The organism is Sulfitobacter sp. (genome assembly GCF_036960155.1).
Taxonomy (GTDB): Bacteria; Pseudomonadota; Alphaproteobacteria; order Rhodobacterales; family Rhodobacteraceae; genus Sulfitobacter.
The window spans coordinates 90,536-114,249 of record NZ_JBALWB010000006.1; the positions used below are offsets into that span (position 1 = coordinate 90,536).

Below are 23,714 nucleotides of genomic sequence, written 5' to 3' on the forward strand. Positions count from 1 at the left end.
AGACTCCGTATTTGTACGGAGGTATAAAGCAGTTAACCCCAATATATAAGTAGTTCGAATTAGGGCAATCTGCGCAAAGAACGCGCAGGGAACCATGACAGAACATCAAAACACATCGACACACTGGGGCACCTACCAAGTGCGGAGCGAAAACGGACGTTTGAAGTCTGTGAAGCCCTTTGAGGGCGATCCTAACCCTTCCGATCTTGGCGGGAACATGATCGCTGCGATTCACCATGAAACACGCGTTCGTCGTCCGTCAGTCCGTGCTAGTTTTCTAAAAGATCCGACCAATTCAGATCCTCGTGCGCGTGGCACAGAACCCTTTGTTGAAATCCCCTGGGACGAAGCGCTTGATCTTGCTGCATCAGAATTGAAACGTGTTCGAACTGCCCACGGCAACGCGTCGATTTTTGGCGGCTCGTATGGGTGGGCCAGTGCGGGGCGGTTTCATCATGCCCAAAGCCAAGTCCATCGTTTTCTCAACGGTTACGGCGGGTATACGGCGTCGACGGACACCTATAGCTACGCCGCCGTGAGTGCCTTGATGCCACATATTGTCGGCCCGTTTTCAAAAATGGTTCTGGACGAAGCAACATCGTGGGACGCAATCGCGGGCCACGCTGATTTGGTTGTGATGTTTGGCGGCATGTCATTGAAAAATGCTGACATCAATGCAGGCGGCGTTGGGCGTCATACGCTTAAAGCATGGCTGGGCAAGGTCCGGGCAAGCGGAACAGATTTTATCAACATCAGTCCCATCCGCACCGATGCGCCCGATGTTTGCGAGGCTGACTGGATCGCGCCACACCCCAACAGTGATACGGCCCTAATGCTGGGGTTGGCTTACGTGCTTCACACCGAAGGGCTGGCAGATCAAGCTTTTTTGGGGCGTTACACCACTGGTTATGACCGCTTCCTGCCATACCTTCTGGGGCAGGTCGACGACACTCCAAAAACACCGGATTGGGCTGCATCCATTTGCGGCATTCCTGCTCAGACCATCGCGGACCTCGCAAAACGTATGGCTGCAGGTCGCACGATGGTTACGGTCGCTTGGGCGTTGCAACGGGCAGATCATGGCGAGCAACCCTGTTGGATGGCCATCGTCTTGGCCGCGATGTTGGGCCAGATCGGATTGCCGGGCGGTGGGTTTGGCATTGGCTATGGTTGCGCCAATGGTGTTGGAAATCCCACGCATGCGATCCGGTTCCCCGCCTTTCCACAGGGCAAAAACCCGATACCGGACCCAATCCCAGTTGCGCGTATCAGCGATGCATTGCTCTCGCCCGGCCAACCTTACCGTTTCAACGGCCAAGACCGTGCGTATCCCGATCTGCGCTTGGTTTATTGGACGGGGGGCAATCCGTTTCACCATCAGATGGACCTTGGCAAATTGGTACTTGGGTTCCAGCAGCCTGAAACCATCATTGTTAACGAGGTCTGGTGGACCGCGACTGCCCGTCATGCTGACATTGTTTTCCCCGCGACCTCTAGCTTTGAACGGCGTGACATCTCAATGGTGCGTTGGGATCCGCTGATTACGCATATGGATGCTGCTATTCCTCCACAGGGTGAAGCCCGTGATGACTACGCCATCTTTGCAGGACTGTCAGAACGATTGGGTTTTGCTGATGCCTTTACTGAAGGGCGCAGCGCGGATGAGTGGGTTTCGCACATTTGGGACGAAGCGCAGCAGGCTGGTAAATCGGCGGGCATTTCATTGCCTTATCTTGCTGATCTCACTAGAGACGGCACACACGCTCGGCCAATCTCAGAAACACCGAGTGTTCTGCTGGCTGGTTTTAGGGCCGATCCAACGACCTATCCCCTTAGCACCCCATCAGGCAAGATCGAGATTTTCAGCGATGTCATCGCGGGATGGGGTGACCCTGATTGTCCCGGCCATCCAGTTTGGCTGGGCAGTTATGAATGGCGTGGTAGCAAGGCTGCTGAAACCTATCCGCTTCATTTGATTAGTAACCAACCCAAAACGCGGCTGCACAGCCAAATGGATTGCGGTGCGACAAGCGTCGCATCAAAAATCAAAGGCCGCGAACCTGCTACGCTGAACACCGCTGATGCCGCTGCACGCGGTATCAAAGCGGGCGACGTGATAAAGCTATTTAATGCGCGTGGTTCTTGCCTCGCTGGGGCTGTGTTGTCGGACGACATCAAACTTGGCGTGATCCAGCTGTCAACGGGTGCGTGGTACGATCCCGAAACGCCTGGTGATCCGTTAGCGATGTGTGTTCACGGCAACCCTAATGTTCTCACGCGCGATGCCGGAACATCAACATTAGGGCAGGGACCCACAGCGCACTCTACGCTTGTCGAGGTCACCCGCTTTGACGATCCACTCCCCCCCATAACGGTGTTTTCGCCCCCTGAATTTGTGCCCACAGAGGCAAAATAGACCCAACAAGGACTTCTACATGACAAAACCAATCATTCCACTTCCCGAAGGCATCAAGACCGTCGTATTTGGCACTGGTGATATCAACGGTGTCATGCGCGGGAAACGTATCCCTGCCGCTCACTGGGACACGATCTGTGAAGACGGCTGTGCGATCATTGCCGCGATCTATGCCATGGATATGACCTGTGATATCTGGGACACGCCGTATTGCAGTTTTGGCAACGGTTATGTCGACATGCACATTTACCCAAGTACGACACCTGTGCCAATTCCGTGGGAACCGGGTGTTGCGATGTGTCTGGGCTACAGCGAAGGAATGGATCACAAACCTGTTCCAATTGACCCGCGTCAGGTGTTGATCCGGCAGTTGGAACGCGCCAAGGAAATGGGCTTGGAAATTCAGGTTGGTTCCGAACTGGAGTTCTATCTGCTCGATCCCGAAACCAAATTGCCGCGGCAAAAAGGCATTCAGGTTTACGGCATCAACCGTCAATCCGAGATGGAGCATGTTCTGGGTCCGATCCGCGATGACCTGATCGAGATGGGAATTCCGATTGAGCAATCAAACCCAGAATATGCCGCCGGCCAAGCAGAAGTTAACGTGCGCTATTCCGAAGCATTATCCAGTGCCGACAACGTGGTTTTGTTCCGTACGCTGGTCAAAGAGATCGCCCAAAAGCACGGCTATATCGCTACCTTTATGGCAAAACCGTTTATTGATGAGGCTGGAAGCGGGTTCCATACCCATTACTCCGTTTGGAAAGACGGCAAGAACGCCTTTGCAGAGAACGGAAAGTTGAACGAATTGGGAATGTCGTTCCTTGCAGGGATGCAAAAACGGATTGGGTCAACGTCGTTTGTATCGTCAACAACCCCCAATGCGTATCGCCGTCGCCAACCCTATACATTCTGTCCCGTCAACGCGAGCTGGGGTCATGACAACCGTACCGTTGCCCTGCGGGTTATTGAGGGCACGGACAAAGCAGTCCGGGTCGAAAAACGCGACGCATCTGCTGATTGTAACCCGTATTACTTGCTGGCTTGCGATATCGCTGCAGGTCTTGACGGGATCGAACAAGGTATGAAACCAGGCCCGGCCACCGAAGGCGATGCATATTCCGAATGTGACGATCCTGCGCTGCCTCTCAACTTGCGCGACGCTATTGACGCCGCCGAGGCCGACGGTTTTGTGCGCGGTGTTCTGGGGGACGGGTGCTACGATATCTTGATTGAACAGGCACGCCGTGAGATCGCGTTTGTTGAACATCAAGTGACGGATGTCGAACGTGATCGTTACCTTGGCAACTTGTAAGGTAGGTCGATGAAAATTGCGGTCCATCAATGCACGTCCCCTGCGGGGGACGTGGCTATAGCCTTATCCGAGGTACGTTCTGCTTTGGCGATGGCCTCTGCAGGGCAGGCCGATATCTGCGTTTTGCCAGAACTTTTGTTCCCAGGCTATAATCAACCTGAAGCCATACGTGAGCTGGCGCAGGTACAGGGCGGTTCTTGGGAGGTTTCGGTGTCGCAAATGGCAGCGCATGCGAATTGCGGTATTGTCTTCGGCTGGGCCGAGCGGGAAGGGGATGTCATTTACAACGCTGCGAGTGTGTTTGACGAAAATGGCGTTAAAATCGCGCATTACCGCAAACGTCATTTGTTCGGTCCACAAGAAAAAGAGATCTTTGAACCAGCTCATCAGGATTGTATTTTTACCTTTCGCGACACCCTCTGCGGTGTTTTGATCTGTTATGATATCGAATTTACTGAACCCGCGCGGAAGTTGGCAGGGCAGGATGTTCGCCACATTTTTGTTCCCACAGCAAATCCCGATCAATACGCTGATGTGTCTGATGTCACTATACGATCCCGCGCATTGGAAAATGCAGTGACAGTGACATACGCAAATCTGTGTGGCACTGAGGGCGATCTAACCTATGCTGGATTTTCGGTGATCGCAGGGCCGGACGGCAAGCATCTTTTGCGGTGCGGCACGACGCGATCCTTCGGTCTAATCGATACAGGTGAGATGTCGTGATTTAGACGAAATACGGCTCTCCAAATTCTCCATCTCTCTCAGGAAGCAACAACAAGTCGTTCGCGACAATAAGGACGGCTTTTCGCTATGCATACTTTCTCTATCTCTATCGGTTTGTCGAACGTACGTTCGCTATTTCCCGGCTTCCTAATATCGGCGCTCATTGCCTTGGCTGCCCAATTCATATCCGAGCATTACGGCGCTCCCGCAATGTTGATGGCCCTTCTGTTTGGCATTGCCTTGAGTTTTTTGTCCGATGACCCTCATTGCGAAACTGGCATCGCCTTTTCTGCGCGGTCAGTTCTACGCTTTGGCGTGGCACTTCTTGGGATGCGGATCAGTTTTAACATGGCGGCTGACCTTGGTTGGGCAATCGTTTGTCTCGTTATCGGAGGCGTCATCGCGACGATTTTGTTTGGCTTGCTGATTGCACGTCTGTTTGGCCACGGGTCACGATTTGCATTTCTGTCCGCCGGTTCAGTAGCGATATGCGGCGCGTCGGCAGCGATGGCTATCTCAGCCATCTTACCACGGGATGATCGGACTGAAGAACGGTTGGTGTTTACAGTCGTTGGCGTCACGATCCTGTCGACGTTCGCGATGATCGTCTATCCGATCCTTGCGGATGCGTTGGGTTACGATGCAAAGACGGCAGGCATCTTTCTCGGGGCGACGATCCACGACGTGGCACAGGTCGTCGGTGCCGGTTTTTCGATCTCTGAAGATACCGGCGATGTAGCTACGGTCGTGAAGCTTATTCGTGTAGCAATGCTTGCGCCCGTTATTCTGGTCGCATCAATCATCATCAGACGGGTCAGCATGACCGATCAAGATAGCGCGAAACGCCCGCCTCTGATCCCCGCGTTTGTAGCTGCATTTGCAATACTCGTCGCACTTAATTCTTTCGGGTTTTTTCCATCATCCTTGACCACCTTGGCCGCAGAGATTTCTCGGTGGGCGCTGCTGACCGCAATTGCCGCGGTAGGAATGAAGACTGCACTGAAAGAAGTGATTAACGTCGGTTTACCCGCAATTTCACTTTTAGTTGTGGAGACAACATTCATCGGTTGCCTAACCGTAGCGGCGCTCTATTGGATGGTATAAAATATCTGATCCTAAACGAGAAAGTTCAATATTTGATTTTGATCTCGGAATTTATCAAATTCAAAAAAGTCAAAAATTAACATAAGATAGATTTTAGGTAAGAAGTATTAACCTATTATCTCGCCATGTTCAGAGCCAATATTTTGACCACGCATTAGACATTTGCCCCCAAAATATTAAAATACCTAACCTTCATGTTGGCCGCAGCGAAGGGCCGGGTTGAGCCCTCTTTACCGAATTTCTGCAATGCGGCTAATATCCGCTATCACGATAGAGGCAAAAACTTTCTACAATCGATTAGCTTTTGAACAGGGTCTGTGGCTACATTCAACGATGTGGTTTTGCCTGTTCCAAGAGCGAGATTTTTTAACGGCTTGCAGGTTGGTTTTCCTAACGTCACCACAACCTGATCCATTTTCTTGCCGACGCGAAGTTAAGGGTATATACCCTTAACTTATGAGTGACAAATGTATTTGCACGTCCCTGCGTCAGGCCGCTCAGGCCAGCACCGCTCTCTATAACAGGGTGCTAGCACCATCCGGCCTGAAGGTGACAATGTTTCGACTCTTGCGCCAAATCGAAGCCAACCCCGACGCAACGATCAGCGAGTTGGCTGAACTTGTGGGGTTGGACCGCAGCACGCTTGGGCGAAACCTTAAGGTGCTAAAGCGTCAAGGTCTGCTGGTTTTGCCGACTTGCGCGGATGCGCGGGCGCGCAGCGTGGTGCTGACCCCAGCGGGCTGCGCGACGCTTGTGAAAGCGGTTCCGCTTTGGACACAGGCGCAGTCGGAGATGAAGGCATCACTCGGTATGGAGCTCGATAACCTTCTAGGCACGCTGGAGCGTATTTTTGAATTAGATACCAAAAGCAAGGACACATCCCCATGACAAAACCTGTTGGCGCTTGGCACGGCGCAGTGGTGGCCCTTGTCTGCGGATCGCTCATCCTGCTCGTCTCGCTGGGTGTGCGCCATACCTTCGGGCTGTTCCTGCAACCTGTCACCATGGATCAGGGCTGGGGGCGCGAGACGTTCGCTTTTGCCATTGCGCTGCAAAACCTCGTCTGGGGAGCCAGCCAGCCCTTCACCGGCGTGATCGCCGACCGCTATGGAGCTAAGCCCGTGGTTGCCGCCGGTGCGGTTCTCTATGGTCTTGGCCTGTATACCATGTCGCAGGTTGCAGGCGAGACGGTGTTCATTCTAGGTGCGGGTGTACTCATTGGGTTGGGTCTATCAGGCACTACGTTTCCGGTGATATTCGGCGCGATCAGCAGATTGGTCTCACCGCAACAACGTTCGCTTGCCATGGGTATCACGATGTCGGTTGGCTCTTTCGGGCAATTCGCGATGCTGCCGCTAAGCCTCGGACTGATCACTGTGTTCGAGTGGCAAACAGCATTGATTATCCTTGCTGGCCTGACTCTAGCCATGCTGCCGCTCGCTTTGGGCATCCGCAACATGCCAGCCAAGCCCGCCTCCGTTGAGGAAGATGTCACTTTCTCTCGCGCCCTGCGCGACGCCTTCGGGACGCGTGATTTTTGGCTACTATCACTGGGATTTTTTGCCTGCGGGTTTCAGGTCGTGTTCATCGCCATTCACTTACCTGCGTTCTTGGCGGATGAAGGTATTGGCAATGGGGTGGCCACGACTGTGCTGGCCCTGATCGGCCTCGTGAACATCGCGGGCACCTACTATGCGGGTCTGTGGGGTGGACGGCACCGCAAACCTATGTTGCTGTCTTGGATTTACCTTGGACGAGCAGTGGTGATCGCGGCCTTCGTTCTTCTGCCGGTAACGTCCACAACCGCCTATATCTTTGGCGCATTGATGGGTTTGTTCTGGCTATCGACTGTGCCGTTAACCAACGGCACAGTCGCGGCCGTCTGGGGTGTCAAGCATATGTCGATGCTGGGCGGAATCGTATTCTTCGCGCACCAGTTGGGGTCCTTTGCCGGAGGCTGGCTGGGCGGCTGGCTCTATGACCAAACGGGCAGCTACGACTTGGCCTGGGCCATCGCCATTGCTCTCAGCCTGATCGCGGCGGTACTAAACTGGCCGATCACCGAGCGGACGCTGGCGCAGAGGCGGGCTGTGGTATGAGTAGGGTTTCGGCAATCACATTGATCTTGATTGCGATGGCAGCTGTGCTCGTCGCTGCACTGTTCACTCTTTACCAGAATCCATTAATGGAAATTTATCTTGCTGATTGGGCACTATGTTGATGATGCCTAGTTCATATTTGGCGTAAATCTCAGTAGATATAGTTCTTCAAAAAAAGGACCGTTTGTTGAACCGTCGCTCAGAAGCCGACATTGGTACATTCACAACGAAGGCACAATTTGACCGCGGTGTGTGAGTTTGTGCAAGGTGCAGCGAATGGCTGCAATACGTAGGTATTGTGGGGACACCACAGTGTTGGCGACGCAGAAAGCAGGGCTCTGAACAGGGTGAAAATATAAGTCAGCACTTCTCCCTATAATCTATCTTATGTTAAATACAGTGAACATATTTAAATTAACTTCTCTACATTTTTGCAAGCCCGATAATATCTGAGTATGATCGCTCTCCCCGCGTGATTTGGCGCGCCAGAATCATATTTGCTGCCTTCACTTTGCCGTTACGCAAGTGCTTGGTGATTGCGGTATGTTCCTTGAAAGACTTCTCAGTCCGCTTCGGGCGTTTTGACAAGTGCGTTCGCATCGTTTGGACGATGTCGCTGACGTTCTGATATCCGTCCTGAAGGTAACTGTTACCGCAGTGTTTAAAAAATGAGGCATGAAAATCGGCATCTAACTCGAGGTATTCCTCGAATGCACCGACCGTGCGGGCTTCTGACATCTTAGACACAAGCTCCTCCAGCTCAGCGAGTAAAGCGATAGAGTTGATATCCAACGCTTGGCTCATAGCCGCTGTTTCGAGGAGCAGCCGATACTGGCAGAGCTGTTCCACACTGTCTTGAGAGAGACTAAAAACAAAGGCACCTCGTTGTGGGATGATCTGAACAAGGCCTTGGAGATTCAATGCGGCAAGCGCTTCGCGAATCGGGGTCTTACTTATGCCTATTACTATAGAGAGCTTGGATTCCTGCAGCTTCTCTCCCAGACTAAAAGTCCCGTTAATGATGCCCTTGCGAATATACTCTTCCGCAATTTTACTCAGGGAATCTGGTCGTTTAAGTTGAATGAATTCTGTCACGATAAGTCTACTCTCTTCAGATCTTCACAACGATAGCACAGTTTTGTTGATTTAAAAAATATATCTGATATGTCAGACGTCAGGGCCCTATAATGCCCATCGAAATCAATCCTTGGGAGGATACCTTGTTTAAGAAATCCACATTCACACTCGGCGTCATTTTGTCGACTGGCCTTGCCGTCGCTGCATCCGCTGAGACAGTCATCAAGGTCGGGCATGGCGCAGCCGAGTCTTTCCACATGCATCGCGCTATTTTGCACTTCGAAAAGCTTGTCGAGGCGGGCTCTGACGGCGAGATCGACGTACAGATATTCCCTTCCTCGCAGATGGGCCCTGATCGGGAAATGATTGAAGGCGTCCAAACCGGTGTTCTGGAAATGGCGATCCCGCCTTCCTCCTTCTTCGCTGGATGGGATCCAGCCTTTGCCGTCATCGAACTGCCGTACATGTATGCGTCCAAAGAAATTGCTTTTGATGTGCTGGACAGCCCAGCTGGCGATGGCATGATCGAGCGGGTTGAAAACCAGGGGTTGGTTGGGCTTGGTTGGCTCGAATTGGGCGTACGCAATGTCACCAACAATGTTCGCCCAATCGCAACACCTGCCGATCTGGAAGGCGTCAAGCTGCGCACCATGCAGGTACCTGCCCACGTCGCGACGTTCCAGGCTCTTGGAGCCAACCCGACGCCTATGAACTTTGGCGAAGTGTACTCAGCGCTGCAGCAAGGTGTAATTGACGGACAAGAAAACCCGCTTGCGATCATCACGTCCCAGCGCTTTTACGAAGTTCAATCCTACCTCTCCACGACTGGTCACGTTTTCGCTGTTTATATGCCTGTAATCAGCCAACAGTTCTTTGGTACGCTCTCAGAGGAACACCAGCAGTTGGTTCGCGACTCGATGGCCGCCTCTCGAGTTTATCAAGCCGAGCTCGTTGCGTCCGAAGATGCATCTCAATTGGAGGAAATCCGGGCGGCCGGTGTTGAAGTACTTGAATTGACCGCTGAGCAACGTCAGGCATTTGCTGACGCAACCGAAAGCGTGCGATTGCAGTACCGTGATCAAGTCGGTGTAGAAGCGTATGACGCTTGGATCGCTGCTGTTGCCGAGGCAACCGGCAACTAAGCCTTTCGCGCGATTTTCGAATTGGGTGTCCAAGGTCAAATGTGTTTGGGCACCCTCCATTTTTAGAGATGAGAGAGTGATGGCATGCTGAAGTGGCTGGACCAAAACATAGAGAAGATGTTGGCTTCAATTCTCTTGGCAGCGATCGTGCTATTGATCTTCGTCAACGTAATTATGCGATACGTCCTGAATGCATCATTGTCATGGGGTGAGGAACTGACCCTTTGGTTTTTTGTCTGGTTTGTTTGGCTTGCGGTCAGCTACGCCTTTCAAAACCGCGAACATGTGCGCATCACCGTCATACGGGACCTGCTCGGTGAACGCGCGCGTTTGTACGCAGACATCGTCATAGATATTCTTGTCCTCGCGTTTCTGGTGATGCTGACAATTGAATGCGTCAAGTTGATCATGCTTCCCTTTGTAGCCAGCCAGAACTCCGTCGTTCTCGGCCTCCCTATCCCAATTCTTTATTCCTCTGCACCCGTCGGTGCAGCGTTGTCGTCAATTCGAGTTGTTCAGAACTTGATTAATACAATGCGCACCATCGCCGCCCACAAAGCTTAGGAGCGAACAAAATGCTAGCTGCAACAATATTCATTTCACTGTTTGTCTTGCTCCTCATGAGCGTTCCTATTGGTATCTGTCTTGGGCTTGCGACGATGATTGCAATGCTGTTCGTTGATGGGACACCGCCTATGGTGTTGTTGGCCCGCTCGGTCGTCACTGGCGCGGACTCCTTTCCATTGATCGCAGTTCCGTTGTTCATTCTGGCCGGGGATCTGATGCAGCACGGCGGCATGTCACGCCGTTTGGTCAGTTTCGCCAATGCCCTGATTGGCCATATCCATAGTGGTCTGGCTTATGTGAACGTTTTGGCGTGTGTGTTCTTCGCCGCAATATCGGGATCGTCGCCCGCAACCGTTGCGGCCATCGGATCGAACATGATCCCGGAAATGGAGAAAGTCGGTTACTCTCGGCGTTTCAGCGGTGCATTGACCGCATCTTCCGGCATGATCGGGGTGATGATCCCGCCCAGCATTCCGTTCATCATCTATGGTGTAACCGCCGAAGTTTCGATCGGAAAACTGTTTCTTGCTGGCATCATTCCCGGCGTGCTGTTCGCGGTCATGTTCATGTTTGTTGCACGTCTACTGTTGCGTAAAGATACCGAAGTACAGGAATCCACGACTGAGTTTTCGACCGTTGGCGTCTGGAAGAGTTTCCGAGAGTCCATTTGGGCGCTTTTTGTGCCAGTGATCATCTTGGGTGGAATTTACAGTGGTGCATTTACACCGACTGAGGCAGGCGCAGTTGCGGTTGTTTATGCGGCTATAATTGGAATATTCGTTTATGGTGATATCAGCTTGCGCGATCTTCCAAATGTACTGGCAGGCAGTGCAAAAACAAGCGGAACTATTCTCGTTCTGGTCATCATGGCGACTGCCTTTGGACGATTGATCACTTTGGCTCGCATCCCCGCTGAATTATCAGCCTCCATCACCAGCCTGTCTGACAATCCAATCATCATTTTGTTACTTATCAATCTTTTGTTGTTGGTGATTGGGATGTTCATGGAAACGATTTCATCGATCATTATCATGACGCCCATCCTGCTACCTGTTGCGACGGCGTTGGGTGTCGATCCCATCGCTTTTGGTGTCATCCTCACGGTCAATTTGGCCATTGGGTTTTGCACGCCGCCACTCGGTGTAAATCTGTTTGTCGCAAGCAGCATTTCTGGCGTTTCCATCGAACAGTTGAGCAAGGCGATCTTACCGTTCTTCGTCGGCATGCTTGTTCTGTTGATGCTGATCACCTACGTGCCAGCGATTTCATTGGCTTTGCCGTCTCTTTATTAACCAATGCGATTTGCAACAAAATTGGAGTACCCGGATGGATCTCGACTTGTCTCACCCATCAATCGAAGACTTGCGGAAAGCCGCGCGCGCACGCATTCCTAAGTTCGCCTTCGAATACCTCGATAGCGCGACTGGTAGGGAGCTTGGCCTGAAGACAAATCGTGACGCTCTAGACGCGATTGGATTCATGCCCCACGTTCTGTGTGGCCGTACCAAAGCGGATCTTCAAACCACGTTGCTCGGTCAGAAATATGATCTGCCGTTCGGAATTGCTCCCGTTGGCATGTCTGGCATGATGTGGGCTGGTGCAGAACGTATGCTCGCGCAAGCAGCTGTTAGGCACAACATTCCGTTTTCGCTCTCAAGTGTTGCGGTCGCTTCGCCGGAAGATGTCGCACCCCACATCGGCAACAATGGGTGGTTTCAGCACTATCCTGTAAAGTCCGCCGAGTTGCGCAGAAAAATGTTGCTGCGGATCAAAGCCGCAGGTTTTCATACGCTCATCATTACCGTTGACGTACCCCAAGAGAGCAGACGCGAACGCCAAAGACGCGCCAATCTGACAGTACCTCCAAAGGCGGATCTTCGGACCATAACGGAGATGGTGAAATGTCCTTCGTGGTGTATTGCCCATCTGCGGGAAGGCATCATGCCAAGGATGCGGTTTTTTGACGATTATATTCCTCAAAGGGGTCGGGAAAGCTTTACACATGCTGGCGCGTTGATCCGAGGAATCCCAGACTGGAAATATCTGCAAGAGCTGCGTCAGGAATGGGATGGCAATCTGGTTGTCAAAGGCGTCCTCCGGCCAGAAGACGCCACACGAATGGTCGCTGAAGGTGTGGATTGTATCTGGGTTTCCAACCATTCGGGGCGTCAATTCGAAGCTGCTCCTGCCGTCATCGATCAACTGCCAAAAATCCGCAAAGCCGTCGGTCCAAACGTTCCACTCATCTACGATTCTGGTGTGGCTTGGGGAATGGACGTCATGCGTGCATTGGCTAAGGGCGCAGATTTCGTCATGGTTGGCCGCGCCTTTCAGTTCGCTGTTGCAGCATTCGGTGCACGCGGCATCGATCACCTCGTGCACATTCTAAAGGCGGACATCGAGGCCAACATGAGCCAGCTTGGTGTCGAGAAAATCGACCAATTGCCTCATTACCTTTTGTCGAACGACTGACCTCGCGAGCGGTGCGCCTATATCCAGTGGCCCCTAATCGCATCAGTAATCAAATTTACTGTTCCAACACTGCGGACCATTGGAAGGTCATAGACTGTTGCCAGTCGTGTCAGTGCCTAGACGTCTACGTCATGCGGCATGGGTGACAACGGATCGACAAAGAAGATCAGCGCATCAAGCCCCTCTTCACAGATCATTGCACCGATTTGCTGATCTCCCCCCAATTGCCCACTTTTCAATGCAACAATGCTCAAATCCGGCATCGCATCCGAAAGTCGACCTCCGGTCGTTACCTTGGAATAGATGTTAGCAGACCGAAACGCATCAATATTCACGCCCACCCAATCCACCAGTAGAGATTTGCATGCGTCGTGGGCCACATGGGCCACACGTTACTTTTTAGCGGATGAACTGATCGACAAAATCTGCCCCTAATCCGACCTCTTCAAAATGCTTTTTGCAAAGGTCGATCTTAGTAAACACGTCCTCGTATCCGAGGACTTCGCCCCAGGGGTCAACATAACACATGACGCCATTGACCTGAAAATAAGTCATCATTTCCTCGACGCCCTCAGGCACCACTAATGTGTGGGTCTCGCCGGGCGGTTCATAGACATAGCCACCTTCCTCAGCCGTCCAATCATGCTCAAGATAGCTCCAGCGGCCTTTCAGAACAAACCCATGTACGGGTTGAGGGTGGCGATGCCGTGACAACACGCCGGATTTGCGGACCCGCAGAATGTTCATCCAGTACCCTTGTGATCGATTTAGACATAGCGGGCGAAACCAAACGTTCTCGGCCTGCGGTACCCAAAGGCGTTCGTCGTCGGGGATTGCGTCAGGGATAACGATCTCGGTTTGTGCCTCTTTCGGAAAAGGCAATTGATATGGCGTGCGTTCGTCGTAGTTGCTTTTATCGACCATGATGGCCTCCATTTTACATTGCCAGGTATCCGCCATCGACGGGATAAACGGACGCGGTTACAAAACTTGCTTCGTCAGAAAGCAGCCATTTTACCAAGGCACCAACTTCGCTGGTTTTACCCCAGCGATTTAGAGGTGTGCGGTTAAAAATAGCGGTTTCACGTTCGGGTGCGTCACGCAGACCTTGGGTCATCTCGGTTTCGATCCAACCCGGGGCAACTGCATTGACGCGAATACCATCAGCCGCCCATCTACCAGCAAGTGATTTGGTCAACTGCGCCACCCCACCCTTGGATGCTGAATAAGCAGGCACCAATGGCCCCCCGAATGTGCTGAGCATTGACGCCATGTTCACGATCGCGCCACCGGATTTTGCCAGTAGTGGCTGCGCGGCAAGGCAGCAGCGCATCGTTCCTGTCAGATTCACATCAATGACCTTTTGAAACACATCGATGTCGTATTCCTTTTCGCGCACCAGAATCCCTGCGCAATTCACCAGCCCAGAAAGACTGTCTAGCTTGTTGAACAACGCATCGACTGATGCACCATCTGTGACATCCATCAGGCAGGTCTCGATTTCGGGAGCGCCTTCAAACCGATCAATTTCGTCTTGCGAAACTGTTGCGGCAATAACGTGATAACCAGCGATGTTCAGGACTTGTGCCACACCCGCCCCGATACCGCTGGTGCCACCCGTCACGACGACAGTCTGTGTCATTGATTTTTCCCTTTTTCGAACTCACTGACGAACGCCTTAGAACGCGCCTTAAGCTCTAACATGTCATATGATGGTCTAAATAGCGCAGATCCAAGTCCGAAACTGTCTGCACCTGCCATGCGGTATTCGCCCATTGTTTCTGGCGTTATGCCGCCGACGACAGCAACGAGCGCGTCTTTGGGTAGGACCGCGCGCATCGCAGAAATTGCCTTTGGCGGGGCCATCTCGGCTGGAAATATCTTGAGGACCGCTGCACCCAATTCCAACGCTGCAAATGCTTCCGTCGGCGTAAGAACACCGGGACACCATTTCATATCCAGAGAAGTTGCCTGTGCACCAACCTTCGGATTCATATTAGGAGCAACGATGATCTGCCCGCCAGCATCGCGCACTGCTGACACATCATTCTCAGTCAAGACGGTGCCTGCACCAACGATAACGCTATCGCCAAACTTCATGGCGATCCGTTCAATAGACCTTAGCGCATCGGGTGAGTTCAGAGGCACTTCGATTATGCGAAACCCTGCGTCCACCAATACCCCAGCCACATCAAGTGCGCGATCTGGCTCCAGCCCGCGCAAAATCGCGATTAGCGGGTTTGCCGCCAGTGCCCTGTCAAACAATGTCATGATAAAATCCCCGCTGCTTGTGCGATCATAAAGTGGCCTTTAGCGACGATATCGTCAGGTGCGCGATTGGTCTTCAAGCCTGCAATGCACAACGCGATTTCGTAGCGGTCCGCCAAATCGTCGCGTCCAATAATTGTGACGGGTCCTTTAATCTGAGCCACATCCGCGCCTTTTATTTCGGCACCGATCAGCAAGCCGGAAAGGTAGTCCTTAACCATTTTCCCTGAGATTTTGTTAAAAAGCGGCAGGGTTCGGACACCAAACAAATCGTGCAAAAGGTTGCTACCCTCCGCCAAACCCGCGGCGCATCCTTTGCGAAACGCGACCTCTTGAAATGGCGCCTCTTCCATCAAAGTTCCTAGAATTGTGTGCTTACTTAAGGCTGCGAAGACCTCACCTGTCATGAAGGTTGAATAGTCTTCGATCTGGTTGCTGCGCACAGTGATCCACTTGCTGTGAGTGCCCGGCATTACGAAAACACAATCGGACATACCCAAAGCAGACGCACCGATGATCTGCGTCTCTTCACCGCGCATTACGTCGGGCGCACCATTGTGATCGGCGGCCATTCCAGTGACAAATGTTACTGTCGTCCCGTCCGAGGTCTTATGAGTGACAAGCGCATCAGCGAGTTGCTGAACGCCCGAGGGCACTGAAACATAGGGCGTCTCGACCCATCCATTTCGACTGGTGATCATTCCAGACGCAATAATGGGCAGACCAGGGGCCTGTTGCCAGGGCCCTATCAAATCTTTGAATGACCCTTCAAAGTCTCCATCCTTGACGTGCATAATACCCAAAGGTTTGGATACATGTTCCAAGACCTCCCCGCCCGCGCCAATAAGAAAGGCGCGGAGCGAAGATGTGCCCCAGTCGATACCTATGAGTGCGGGCTCAGATGCGACCGAATTCATTCAACAAATCCTCGATTGTTTTGCCTTGGGCAACCCATTTACGCGTTTCTTCTTCGCGGTCGGCTTGTTCTTGGGCCAGTTTCACGACCCCTTCAGCAATGCCCAAAGGAATAACAACAACGCCCATAAGGTCGGCCACAACAAAATCACCAGGATTTACCACAACACCGCCACAGGCAATTGGCACATTGATCGACAGTTCTTCTTTGCGACCCGAGAACATCGTGTGCGTTCCGCGCGGAGTAATTGCGCGGGTCCAGATCGGCCAGTTGATGTCTTCCAGCTCATCCGTGTCGCGCCCTGCCCCGTCAACGATCATGCCGCGGATACCCCGGTTCTGAGCCAAGCCGCCCATAAGGCCACCGCAAACAGATGTGTTCAGATCACCACCTGCATCGACAACAATCACGTCGTTTGGCTGGCTCATTTCAAGCGCGCGAAGCGGATCAACCAAATCGCCTTTGGACAGTTGAACCGTTACGGCTTGCCCGGTGATTTTGGCACGAAACGCTGGCTTGATGCCGCTGTCCATGACGCCCGTGCGGTACTGCACATCGGCAAAAATAGCGGCGGCAGAGTAAGCTCGGACAACTTTGTCGAACCTCGCGAGAAGGTCTGGGTTGCGCTCAAAATCGTTAAACACTTTTAGATCATTTAGGGCTTCTGGCATTTTTACCTCCTGTTAGGATTTTGTTTTGGCCAATGCATCTGCATTGACGGGATAATCTGGCGCTACGCCGGTCAAGACTTTGGCCACTTGGGTTGCTGCTGTGACACGCGCCGCCATGATGGATTCTTCCGAATAATAGGCAGCGTGCGGTGTCACGATGACGCTTGGTAATGTGAAGATCGGGTTGTCATCCGGCGTCCAACTGGCGCGTTTTGCAGGTTCCTCTTCAGGATCATCCAAGCCAGCAGATGCAAGATGTCCGTCGGTCAAAGCGCGGTACAGCGCCTTGTTATCGACGGTTGGTCCGCGACCCGTATTGACCAGAATTGCACCGGGTTTCATGGCCGCGAATTCAGCGTCAGACAAAAAGTGTTTTGTCTCCGCTGTCATCGGCGCTTGCATCAAGATGTAGTCAGAACGCGCAAGCAAATCCGCCTTTGAAACCAGTTCAGCATTGTGTTGAGCAGCTACCTCTGCAGGTAGGAACGGATCAAAGGCAATGACATCTACTCCGAAGGCTTGCGCCCGTGATGCAATCGCCTGTCCAATCTTGCCGAAAGAAACAACGCCCATCGTCCGACCACGCAGCCGATTAACTGGTTGGCCACTTTGCCATTTCCAAATACCTTTGTGCGTCGCGCGATCATAATCAGGCAACTTGCGGGCCAGCGTAAGCCAAATCGCGATTGCATGATCGGCCACTTCTTCGGTGCAATAATCCAGCACGTTCGTTACCAGAATGCCTTTGTTTGTCGCGGTTTCCACATCGACAATATCGACCCCTACCCCGTACCTCGCAATAACTTCGCATTTTCCCATCGCGCCAATCGTCTGGGCTCCGATCCGCGCATATTGGTTGATCATCGCAGCACAATCAGCAGCGGCAACGAGGAGGTCATCTTCGCTTTTACTTTGCAGAGCGATGATCTCTGCACCGGCCGCTTCAAGAATGGCGCGCTCAACATCCACGTCCCCAAAATCGTAATCTGTGATTACGACCTTGGGACGATCTGCCCGTGGTGGGCCAATCTTGTTACTCAGCATAAGCGCCTGCCGAATACGTTAGTTCGTAGGAGTGGCTGTAGAGTTCAAAAATATTGCCAAACGGGTCTTCCATATAGACCATGCGATAAGGCTTTTCGCCCGGATAATACTTGCGCACCTGCTGCATACGCTGCTTGCCGCCAAGTTCTTCGATGATCTTGATTCGGCCTTCCAAATCATCGTCCTGCACGCAGAAGTGAAACAGGCCACGGCGCCAGTATTCGAACGGGCGCTCTTCTTCGACAGTAGTCTTGAATTCGAACAGTTCGATTCCAATTCCATCTGCCATCGACAAATGCGCAATGCGGAATGAGCCCCATCCCTCACCAAACACGTCGTCACACATTTCGCCAATGGCGCTGTCGTCGTGTTGGATTTCTGTTGGTTCCATGAGCACGTATAACCCGAAGGCTTTTGAGTAGAACTCAACTGCCTTTTCCAAGTCAGGAACTGTGATGCCTATGTGTGAGAATGAAAGTGCAGCCATGAATAGGCTCCTTTGTTTGTTGGATTAAAGAATGCTGCGGATGATACCGCCTTCGACTTTGTGCGCGCCGCCGTTCATGGCCTGATTGGCCGCAACGGTGACGATTGTTCGGGCGACTTCGTCGGCCCGAACAAATCGCTGGATCAGCGAGGTCGGCTCGTCTGATTTAAAGTAGTTTTCAACCGTTTCTTTGAGCGGTTCGCCCCGTTGGGCAGCGAGCCCATCAAAATAGGCCGCGACACCTTCGGTCCACGTGGGTCCTGGTAAAACAGAGTTCACCCGAACCCCGGTTCCTTTTGTTGTCTCGGCCATCCCGCGGGTCAAACCGAGCATTGCAGTCTTGGTCACAGAATAATGGATCATCTGCGGAAGCGGTTTGACGCCGGCTTCGCTGGCAAGGTTTACAATGGATCCCGTACCCCGTTTGAGCATTGCGGGCAGAAAAACCCGAGACATGCGCACAGCACTCATCACATTTATATCGAAATAGAGCATCCAATCAGCATCCGTCAGATCCTCGAAGGCTTTGACGGAAAAAATGCCGACATTGTTGACGAGAACATCAACGTCACCTTGGCTTTGCGCAAAATTGCACAAATCAATGACTTGAACAGGATCTGTCAGGTCACCTGCCTTGCCGACGACATTACCCAAGGACGACAGCTCCGCGACGCAGGTGTCGACTTCTTCTTGCGTTAGGCCGTGAACGATGACCTTTGCGCCTTCTTCAAGGAAGGCCGTCGCGGTGGCCTTGCCTATGCCCGATGCGGAACCGGTCACCAGAACAAGTTTGTCTTTCAATCCGAGATCCATATTACCCTCTTTTCTCTGAAGTGTTCTTGCCAAAGATGTAGGACAACATCGCCGACAGCTCGACGCGCCACATATCAATCCCCACAGCCAGCAGAATGATCAGGCCCAAAACGATGTTCTGAACCGAAGACGGCGCGGCGTTCAGATTGAGGCCGTTTTGGACGATCACAATTGTCATCGCGCCCATGAAGGTCGCAAGAATGTTGCCCCTACCACCAGCAAGGCTGGCCCCACCTACGACTGCCGCCGCGATGGCTTGCAGTTCAAGTGTCTGTCCATAGTTGGGCGATCCGGAATTCAGTCGGGCAGACATCAAAACGGCACCGACAGCAGTCATGAACCCAGCAATAGCAAATGTAATGGCCTGCACCTTACGAACATTAATGCCCGTCAGGACTGCGGCGGATGGATTGCCACCAACGGCATAGATCTCGCGCCCGAGTTTGGTGAAATTCATCGTAAATGCAGCCAACGCGTAGAAGAAAAGTAGATAAAAGAAAGGAAGAGGAATTCCTGCCAGTTTGCCGTAGAAGATTGGCTCCAGACCGGGATCTAGCGAAAAGATCGGTGAGCCATTATTGAAGGTCAGTGCAAGTCCGCGGAATGCGATGAGGGCGGCAAGTGTTGTGATAAAGGACGGTATTCGCCCATACGACGTGATAAACCCCAGACAGAGGCCCAATAATCCTCCCACGATCAAGATCAGCGGCAGTGCCATCATCAAAGGCAGCCCAACGAACTTGAGCATCTGCGCCAGTATCATCGTCAACAATGCGACCATTGAACCTGCGCTTAGATCGATCCCTGCAGCGAATATCACGACTGTTGAACCGATGGCGATCAAGGCCACAATACTCACCTGCAAGAACAGGTTTGATAAGTTGCCAGGGTTAAGGAACCTGTCGGTCGTCAGGGAAACAATCAGGGCGACGATGACCATTGCCGCAAACGGGCCAATCAACTGAGCGTCAAAAATTCGTTTCATGCGACTAAATGCTCCTTGGATGCCTGTTGGAATTGATCTGCCGATGCGCGCACAAGGTCGTCATGCGACAGTTCTTTTGCGGCCACGACCTTATTGACCGCTCCATGTTGGACGATCGCGACACGGTCGCTCATCGCAAGCAACTCGTCATGATCCGAACTAATCAAGACAATCGATTTTCCAGCTTTGGTGAGTGCATTCATCAATTTGTAAACGGCGATTTTAGCGCCGATATCGATGCCCTGTGTCGGTTCATCAAAAATCAAAATGCGGGAATCTGAAAATAGCCAGCGGGCGATAACGATCTTTTGCTGGTTGCCTCCGGACAGGAAGTTCACGGTCTTGGATTCCGCCTGAGCGGAGATTTCCAGCTCTTGCATAAGACGTTCGGTGCCATTCTCTTCGGCGGCCAAATCAAGAAGGCCTGATTTCGTAATTTCCGCGAGAGACGCAGCCGTGATGTTCCCACTGGCCCTGAAATTGAAAAAGAGCCCGTCAGTTTTGCGGTTTTCCGGAACCAAGGCCATGCCAGCCCTGATGGCCTCCATCTCGTTGCGGAACCTCACGGGGCGTCCATCAATTTCAATCGATCCGTCGGTCAACCTATCAACCCCAAACAGCGCGCGCGCAATTTCGGTTCGACCACTGCCCAGAACACCGCCAAGTCCGAGAACCTCGCCACGCCTCAATTCGAACGTGACATCTTTGACCCCCGACTTGGTGCTCAAACAATTTGCGCGCAGGACCACCTCGTTGGTCGCGTTGTCGTCTTTGGGATAATGTTCGCCGACATCACCCCCGACCATTGCGCTGACTATCTCGCTGACATTGATTTCGGTCTCGCCTGCCGCGCTAACCACGCGCCCGCCACGCAAGATAGTAACTTCGTCAACAATGCGTTCGACCTCATCAAGGCGGTGGGACACATAAAGAATTGCGGCTCCACGGTCTCGCATGCCGCGCAATAGCTGGTGCAACTGCTCGATTTCGTCTTCACCTAAAGCCGCTGTAGGTTCGTCCAGGATGATCATGCTGGCATCCATCGCGATCGCTTTGGCAATCTCGACAAGCTGTTGCTCACCTACTGAAAGGTTGCCGGTAATCGCCTCAGGCTGGATGCCAACGTCCATTTCCTTGAGGACCCGGGCAGACTCTGAATTAATTTTTTGCCAATCGACAACACCGAACCGAGAGCGCGGCATGTTGCCTAGAAAAATGTTCTCTCCGACCGACAAGGTGGGGACGATCGAGAATTCTTGGAACACTGTTGCAATGCCCAAGTCACGCGCCCAAAGCGGGCCGGGAATTTGAACCTCTTTACCGTTATGAAATATCTTTCCGCTGTCGGGTTGTTGAACCCCCGAGAGCGTTTTGATCATCGTCGACTTGCCACACCCGTTTTCCCCTAACAATCCGTGGATCGATCCTTTCATCAGCTTGATGCACACCTTGTCGTTTGCGAGAACGCCAGGGTAAGCCTTACTGATGTCGCCAAATTCCCAAAGAGGAGTTTTATCGCTCATCATGGTTGCCTCACGGGTTAGGGGTAGAAGGGGCTCTCGCTCCTCGACGGCACACGTGCGCACCGCCGAGAAACAGGGAGGAGATCAGTAGTCTTGGGACGGTTGCGGAAAGAGCTTTTCAGGCTCTTGCAGCACTGCAATTGCACCATCACGATCCTCAATGGATGTCGGTGTCTCGATCCAGCCGCCTGCGTAAGTACCCTCAAGAGCGTCAAGCGTTGCATGCATCGCCGCCTGCCCCATCAAATATGGTGATGTATTCACCGTTGCAGTTACGTTTCCTGCGGCAATTTCTTCTAGCCCAGACGTATCGCCATCGTTTCCAAGCAAAGCGATATCTGTGCGGCCCAATGCCTTTGCTGCAAAAGAAGCACCGATGATCATGTAGTCGTTTGCCGCAAAGATTACGTCGAGGTCAGGATGGGACTGCAAAATATCCATGCCCGCTGTGTTCCCGCCTTCGACGTTCCAACCACCAGAGATCGAAACAACAACTTCGAAGTTCTCGTTGCCTTCGATCCCGTCAAGGAAACCGCCAACACGCTCTGTCGAGTGATACCCAGGCTGGCCTTCGATGATACCAACACGCACAGGTTCGGCACCGTAAGTTTCTATAGCCCAGTCCGCGATTTTATGCGTTCCGTTGCGCTGTGAATAGCCAACGACACCGTGGATAGGTGTTGGAAAGTTCGGGATGTCCGAGTTGATCATCAGGACAGCAATACCCTGATCTACTGCCCGCTCGATCAATGGCGCCGCCGCGAATTCATCATGGGTGCCGAAGATAATCGCATCAACGTCCTGTGTCAGAACATCTTGGATCATTCCCATCTGGCCATTGATGTCCGCGCCGCTTTGCGGGGCCAGCATGAAGACTTCGGCGCCTTGTGCTTCCGCGACTGTTTTGATGCCTTCGCCGATTGCGATGTAATAGTTAAATTCCGTTGCTGGTGGCATGTAAGCGATACGGAACGTGTCATTTGTTGGTGTTATTGTGTCCATTGACGCCTGAGCACCGTCGGCAAGTGGTGCCGGCGTTGGATAGTCTTCGGCAAGCACTGCTGTTGTAGACACAGCCAACGCTGCGACGATCGTTGTGGATTTGAGGTAGTTGATCATTTTTTCCTCCCTGATCATTTCGTTCAACCGCAGAACGGGCTGTCCTGCAGTCCTTTGAAGCCGGGTTTGACTGCGAACAGCCCACCCGAATTTGGCTCGCGTTCAAGCGTGGCTTCATCGCTCATCAAACGCGACGTCGTGATATAGAGAGTGTCGAGATCCGGCCCGCCAAATGCACAGCAAGTCGCCTTGCAAACTGGTAAATCGATGACCGTATCGATGTGACCTTCAGGGCTCACGCGAACAACGCGCTTGCCTTCCCATTCCGCATTCCAAACACCGCCTTCAGAATCTACGCACGACCCATCCGGCAAACCTGGCTCGCCCTGAAAGGAGGCGAACACGCGACGATTTGAGAGGCCAGTGCCGTAGTCGAATGCGAGGATCTCGCGGTCAGGCGTATCAGCGAAAAACATCGTCGCGCCGTCCGCTGTGAAGCACGTAGAATTCGCACAAGAAACACCCTCGAGCAAAGTTTCTACGTTCAGTCTTTCGTCGATTCGAATAACCGACGAGTTTGCTTCACCAGATTTCTCGTTCATGCCACCAACCACAAACCGGCCTTGCCGATCTGTGCGACCGTCATTGGCTCGTGTCTCCTGGTTAACGGGCTCAAAATCACAGATTTTTTCTTCAGCGCCTGTGTCCAAATCCAAAAAAGAAATTCGATCCGCGAAGGCCACGATAAACCCGCCAGATTGGCGCGGCGCAAAGCAACAGACCCGATCCCTCATCGGATATGACTGGCCCTGCGATGTTGCCGGGTCAAACGACCAAAGTGCGCGACCTTCAATATCAGTCCACCAAACCAAACCATCGACGGCATTCCAGAAAATGCCTTCGCCATGCTGATTTTTGCAGTCAATTATGAGTTTCGCGCAGGTCAACTAGTCCTCCCATCCAAGAATCAACTGGTGTCTGATATACCAGCTTGCGAGGCTTGATATATCAGATACAATGAACCGTGCAA

The 23,714-nt window shown here is 52.5% G+C and carries 24 protein-coding genes; 10 read left to right on the forward strand and 14 right to left on the reverse strand.

Annotated elements, in window-relative coordinates; all coding sequences use genetic code 11:
- Positions 1-94 precede the first annotated feature (94 nt).
- From V7775_RS14410 to V7775_RS14435, 6 genes are all read left to right on the forward strand, one after another.
- Positions 95-2,416 (forward strand): molybdopterin-dependent oxidoreductase, encoded by a 2,322-nt coding sequence (locus V7775_RS14410; RefSeq protein ID WP_335752610.1) that lies wholly within the window; start codon positions 95-97, stop codon positions 2,414-2,416.
- A 19-nt stretch (positions 2,417-2,435) separates the two neighbouring features.
- On the forward strand, positions 2,436-3,731 hold the full coding sequence (locus V7775_RS14415; protein WP_335752611.1) for a glutamine synthetase family protein: 1,296 nt from the start codon (positions 2,436-2,438) through the stop codon (positions 3,729-3,731).
- A 9-nt stretch (positions 3,732-3,740) separates the two neighbouring features.
- Positions 3,741-4,457: a nitrilase-related carbon-nitrogen hydrolase gene (locus V7775_RS14420; protein ID WP_335752612.1), complete on the forward strand. Its 717-nt coding sequence runs from the start codon at positions 3,741-3,743 to the stop codon at positions 4,455-4,457.
- Positions 4,458-4,544: 87 nt separating this feature from the next.
- On the forward strand, positions 4,545-5,561 hold the full coding sequence (locus tag V7775_RS14425) for a YeiH family protein (protein ID WP_335752613.1): 1,017 nt from the start codon (positions 4,545-4,547) through the stop codon (positions 5,559-5,561).
- 456 nt (positions 5,562-6,017) lie between these two features.
- Complete coding sequence (locus tag V7775_RS14430; protein ID WP_335752614.1) at positions 6,018-6,449, forward strand: MarR family winged helix-turn-helix transcriptional regulator; 432 nt, start codon at positions 6,018-6,020, stop codon at positions 6,447-6,449.
- On the forward strand, positions 6,446-7,660 hold the full coding sequence (locus tag V7775_RS14435) for an MFS transporter (protein ID WP_335752615.1): 1,215 nt from the start codon (positions 6,446-6,448) through the stop codon (positions 7,658-7,660). Before V7775_RS14430 ends, V7775_RS14435 begins: the two co-directional genes overlap by 4 nt.
- 423 nt (positions 7,661-8,083) lie before the next feature.
- On the opposite strand, the gene V7775_RS14440 is transcribed toward V7775_RS14435, so the two are convergent.
- A complete protein-coding gene (locus V7775_RS14440; RefSeq protein ID WP_335752616.1) occupies positions 8,084-8,755 on the reverse strand; it encodes a GntR family transcriptional regulator in 672 nt (223 codons plus the stop codon).
- Between the two features lie 92 nt (positions 8,756-8,847).
- On the opposite strand from V7775_RS14440, the gene V7775_RS14445 reads away from it, so the two are divergent.
- From V7775_RS14445 to V7775_RS14460, 4 genes are all read left to right on the forward strand, one after another.
- The gene (locus V7775_RS14445; protein ID WP_335752617.1) at positions 8,848-9,879 is read left to right on the forward strand and encodes a TRAP transporter substrate-binding protein; all 1,032 of its coding nucleotides are present in this window, start codon (positions 8,848-8,850) and stop codon (positions 9,877-9,879) included.
- An 84-nt stretch (positions 9,880-9,963) separates the two neighbouring features.
- Positions 9,964-10,443 (forward strand): TRAP transporter small permease, encoded by a 480-nt coding sequence (locus tag V7775_RS14450; RefSeq protein WP_335752618.1) that lies wholly within the window; start codon positions 9,964-9,966, stop codon positions 10,441-10,443.
- An 11-nt stretch (positions 10,444-10,454) separates the two neighbouring features.
- Complete coding sequence (locus V7775_RS14455; protein ID WP_335752619.1) at positions 10,455-11,738, forward strand: TRAP transporter large permease; 1,284 nt, start codon at positions 10,455-10,457, stop codon at positions 11,736-11,738.
- A gap of 34 nt (positions 11,739-11,772) precedes the next feature.
- A complete protein-coding gene (locus V7775_RS14460) occupies positions 11,773-12,918 on the forward strand; it encodes an alpha-hydroxy acid oxidase (RefSeq protein WP_335752620.1) in 1,146 nt (381 codons plus the stop codon).
- 116 nt (positions 12,919-13,034) lie between these two features.
- Here V7775_RS14460 and V7775_RS14465 read toward each other — a convergent pair whose 3' ends face one another.
- The 13 genes from V7775_RS14465 to V7775_RS14525 form a co-directional block, all read right to left on the reverse strand.
- A complete protein-coding gene (locus V7775_RS14465; RefSeq protein WP_335752621.1) occupies positions 13,035-13,307 on the reverse strand; it encodes a methylglyoxal synthase in 273 nt (90 codons plus the stop codon).
- 10 nt (positions 13,308-13,317) lie between these two features.
- A complete protein-coding gene (locus tag V7775_RS14470; RefSeq protein ID WP_335752622.1) occupies positions 13,318-13,842 on the reverse strand; it encodes a 2,4'-dihydroxyacetophenone dioxygenase family protein in 525 nt (174 codons plus the stop codon).
- 13 nt (positions 13,843-13,855) lie between these two features.
- Positions 13,856-14,560 carry an SDR family NAD(P)-dependent oxidoreductase gene (locus V7775_RS14475; RefSeq protein ID WP_335752623.1) on the reverse strand — a complete coding sequence of 235 codons (705 nt, stop codon included), beginning with the start codon at positions 14,558-14,560 and terminating at the stop codon, positions 13,856-13,858.
- Entirely contained in the window at positions 14,557-15,189 is a 633-nt protein-coding gene (locus tag V7775_RS14480) for a 2-dehydro-3-deoxy-6-phosphogalactonate aldolase (RefSeq protein WP_335752624.1), read from the reverse strand. The genes V7775_RS14475 and V7775_RS14480 overlap by 4 nt, the downstream gene beginning before the upstream one ends.
- The gene (locus tag V7775_RS14485) at positions 15,186-16,103 is read right to left on the reverse strand and encodes a 2-dehydro-3-deoxygalactonokinase (RefSeq protein WP_335752625.1); all 918 of its coding nucleotides are present in this window, start codon (positions 16,101-16,103) and stop codon (positions 15,186-15,188) included. The genes V7775_RS14480 and V7775_RS14485 overlap by 4 nt, the downstream gene beginning before the upstream one ends.
- Positions 16,084-16,773, reverse strand: coding sequence for an RraA family protein (locus V7775_RS14490; protein ID WP_335752626.1), 690 nt, complete (start codon positions 16,771-16,773; stop codon positions 16,084-16,086). Before V7775_RS14490 ends, V7775_RS14485 begins: the two co-directional genes overlap by 20 nt.
- Positions 16,774-16,785: 12 nt before the next feature.
- Positions 16,786-17,817 (reverse strand): C-terminal binding protein, encoded by a 1,032-nt coding sequence (locus V7775_RS14495; protein WP_335752627.1) that lies wholly within the window; start codon positions 17,815-17,817, stop codon positions 16,786-16,788.
- Positions 17,807-18,304 carry a lactoylglutathione lyase family protein gene (locus V7775_RS14500; protein WP_335752628.1) on the reverse strand — a complete coding sequence of 166 codons (498 nt, stop codon included), beginning with the start codon at positions 18,302-18,304 and terminating at the stop codon, positions 17,807-17,809. Before V7775_RS14500 ends, V7775_RS14495 begins: the two co-directional genes overlap by 11 nt.
- Positions 18,305-18,328: 24 nt before the next feature.
- Positions 18,329-19,117, reverse strand: a complete 789-nt coding sequence (locus V7775_RS14505) for an SDR family NAD(P)-dependent oxidoreductase (RefSeq protein WP_335752629.1) — start codon at positions 19,115-19,117, stop codon at positions 18,329-18,331.
- A 1-nt stretch (position 19,118) separates the two neighbouring features.
- Entirely contained in the window at positions 19,119-20,102 is a 984-nt protein-coding gene (locus V7775_RS14510) for an ABC transporter permease (RefSeq protein WP_335752630.1), read from the reverse strand.
- Positions 20,099-21,625, reverse strand: coding sequence for a sugar ABC transporter ATP-binding protein (locus tag V7775_RS14515; RefSeq protein WP_335752631.1), 1,527 nt, complete (start codon positions 21,623-21,625; stop codon positions 20,099-20,101). Before V7775_RS14515 ends, V7775_RS14510 begins: the two co-directional genes overlap by 4 nt.
- Positions 21,626-21,709: 84 nt before the next feature.
- The gene (locus V7775_RS14520; RefSeq protein WP_335752632.1) at positions 21,710-22,744 is read right to left on the reverse strand and encodes a sugar ABC transporter substrate-binding protein; all 1,035 of its coding nucleotides are present in this window, start codon (positions 22,742-22,744) and stop codon (positions 21,710-21,712) included.
- A gap of 23 nt (positions 22,745-22,767) precedes the next feature.
- Entirely contained in the window at positions 22,768-23,631 is an 864-nt protein-coding gene (locus tag V7775_RS14525) for an SMP-30/gluconolactonase/LRE family protein (RefSeq protein WP_335752633.1), read from the reverse strand.
- Positions 23,632-23,714 lie beyond the last annotated feature (83 nt).